Below are 2,553 nucleotides of genomic sequence, written 5' to 3' on the forward strand. Positions count from 1 at the left end.
TGTCAACGGACTTCTTGAACTCCCCGGTGGCGGACACGATCAGTCGCCCGCTGGCGGACACTAAATCTCCCCGCGGACAGGGAAACTCCCCACTCTGGTCCGCGTGATCCCTCTTGGGCTGGGGTCAGTGCAGTGGTCTCACCCCCTTGCCGGAGGTGGCTTCGGTGAGCCGGAACGAGTCACCCTGGGTGACGACGACGTGAGCGTGATGGAGGAGCCGGTCGACGGTCGCGGTGGCGAGGGTCTTGGGCATGATCTCGTCGAAGCCAGACGGGTGGAGGTTCGAACTGACGGCCATCGCCCGCCGTTCGTAGGCGGCATCGACCAGGCGGAAGAAGCCCTCGGCGGCGTCCGCGGAGACGGGCAGGAGCCCGATGTCGTCGACGATGATGAGGTCCGAGCGGATGAGCCTGGTCATCGCCCGGGCGAGGGAGTCGTCGACGCGGTGGCGGCGGACGAGGGCTCCCAGGTCCTCGATCGCGAACCAGGCGACCGTCATCCCGGCCTCGACGGCGGCCTGGCCGAGGGCCTCGGTGAAGTGGCTCTTGCCGGTGCCGGAGGGCCCGCAGACGCAGAGGTTCTCCTTGCGGGAGATCCACTCCAGGGTCTTGAGGGAGTCCTGGACCTGACGGGAGATGGACGACTTCGTCTCGTCCCAGTCGCCGAAGGTCTTGCCGGCGGGGAACCCGGCCCGCTTGCGGCGGGTCCGCAGGTTCGCGGCGTCCCGCCCGGCGGCCTCCTCGGCCAGCAGGACGCGGACGACCTCGGCCGGGTCCCAGCGTTGGGCCTTGGCGGTGGGGATCAGGTCGGTCAACGCCCGCCGGATGTGCGGGAGTTTGAGGCGGCGGGTCAGCTCGATCGCCTCGGCCAGCGGGGCGCCGTTGGAGCCCGTGACGGTGCGGAGAGGGGTGGTCATCAGTGTTCGTCTCCTTCAGGGGCGACGCCGAATCGGGACCAGGCGGACGTGCCCGGCTGAAGGCTGTGGTCCTCGGAAGCCCTGGTCGGCTCGGGGACATGCCGCCCGATGTGGTGGTCGAGGATCGAGATGAGGTCGTTCTCGGCGAACCGTCCGGCGATCGCCGCCGTGCCCAGGGCCCGGTCGACCTCGGCGGTGCCGTGGAGCTTGGCGAGCTGGACGGCCTCGGCCATCTTCGGCCGCATCCTGCGAGCTCCGGCCGCCGCGGCCTCGACCAGCCAGGACGCGGCCCCGGGGCCGAGCTGCAAGAACGCGGCCTCTTCGGCGCTGGAGGCCTTCGGGGTGCGATCTGCGTTCTTGTCCTCGCGGGGCGGGTAGTGCTCGTCCTTGACGGACGGGTTGCCCGGGGTGGACCGCCGGTGGCGGGCTGCCTCGGCGGCGCCGTCCCCGGTCACCGCGGTGATCACGAGTTCGTCGCCGTGGAAGCGGGCCCAGACGGTCTGCCCGGCCAGTTGGTGCGGGACCGAGTAGCGGACCGAGTCCACCGAGATAGTCGCGTCGTTCGCGACTTTCCGGGTGGTGCCCAGGGCCGCGGTGAACGGGTTGTCCGGCAGCCGGTGCAGCCGGTGGGCCTCCTCGGCGAGGGCCTCGACGGGCTTTCGCCTGATCACCCGGTGGACCTTATTGTTCACCTCGTCGGTGAACTGGCGGCAGGCGTCTTTGAGTTCGGCGAAGTCACGGTAGGCCGGCCGCAGGTTGACGTCGGTTGGCACCAGGTCCCGCTTCGCGATCCGCACCGTCGCCTCGGACCCGCCCTTGGACTGCGGATCCGCCGGGACACACGTCCTGACCGTGAGCCCGTAGTGGTGGCCGATCTCGATGACCTGCGGATTGCGGACCGGTATGCGGGCGATATGGTCCGTCGTGACCGTCCGCTCGTTGTCCGTGAGCGCATAGGTCGGGGCCCCGCCGATCCTCCGCAGCGTCGCGTCCAGACAGCCGGCGATCGTGGGCAGCGTCTTGTCGAGCACCGGGATCACCACCCGGAACCGCGACCAGGCCAGCCAGGCGCACCACAGCCACGTCTTGCGGCCTGCGATTTTCGGGCCGTCGCCCCAGTCCCACTGGATCCACAAGCCGGGTTCGGGAATCCATGGGCGGAACACTCTTCGGTGGCCGGCCTGATACGACGCCTTCGCCGCGGCGACCGCCCGCCGGGTCGTGCGGTCAGTGCCGGTGAACCCCATCGCCGTGATCTTCTCGTGCACCCGGTCGGCGCCGATCCGGCCGCCGGACCGCTCGATGAGTTCCTCGATCTTCGGCAGGTAGTCGTCGATCATCTTCGGCCGCTGCTGCCGCCGCGTCGGGTCGCCGCCCTGGCCGCGAAGCTCCACATATCGCTTCACGGTGTGGTGGTCGACCCCGGCCAGCTCGGCCGCCGCACGGTAACTGCCCGTGAGGTCGTACGCTTCCAGAATCTCCATGATCTCCTCTTTGCTCTTCACACCGGCCAAGAGATCAGACCGGGTGGTCTAGACAGCCAAGAGGGATCACGCGTCCATCAGCGGGGACATTCCATGTCCGCCTGCGGGGAGCCGATCAGACCGCCTGCGGGGAGCTTTGCACTTCCGCCGTCA

General features: G+C 69.4%; 2 protein-coding genes. Both read right to left on the reverse strand.

Annotation, left to right across the window (positions count from 1 at the left end; all coding sequences use genetic code 11):
• Positions 1-124: 124 nt before the first annotated feature.
• Positions 125-916, reverse strand: coding sequence for an IS21-like element helper ATPase IstB (gene istB, locus ABZX40_RS41465; RefSeq protein WP_355751405.1), 792 nt, complete (start codon positions 914-916; stop codon positions 125-127).
• Positions 916-2,421, reverse strand: coding sequence for an IS21 family transposase (gene istA, locus ABZX40_RS41470; protein ID WP_355751408.1), 1,506 nt, complete (start codon positions 2,419-2,421; stop codon positions 916-918). The genes istB and istA overlap by 1 nt, the downstream gene beginning before the upstream one ends.
• Positions 2,422-2,553 lie beyond the last annotated feature (132 nt).

Source organism: Streptomyces sp. NPDC004610 (assembly GCF_040609715.1).
GTDB lineage: Bacteria > Actinomycetota > Actinomycetes > Streptomycetales > Streptomycetaceae > Streptomyces.

Bases quoted from the DNA above. Each gene is read 5' to 3' on its own strand.
- istB (WP_355751405.1), bottom strand. From the start codon at position 916: ATGACCACCCCTCTCCGCACCGTCACGGGCTCCAACGGCGCCCCGCTG.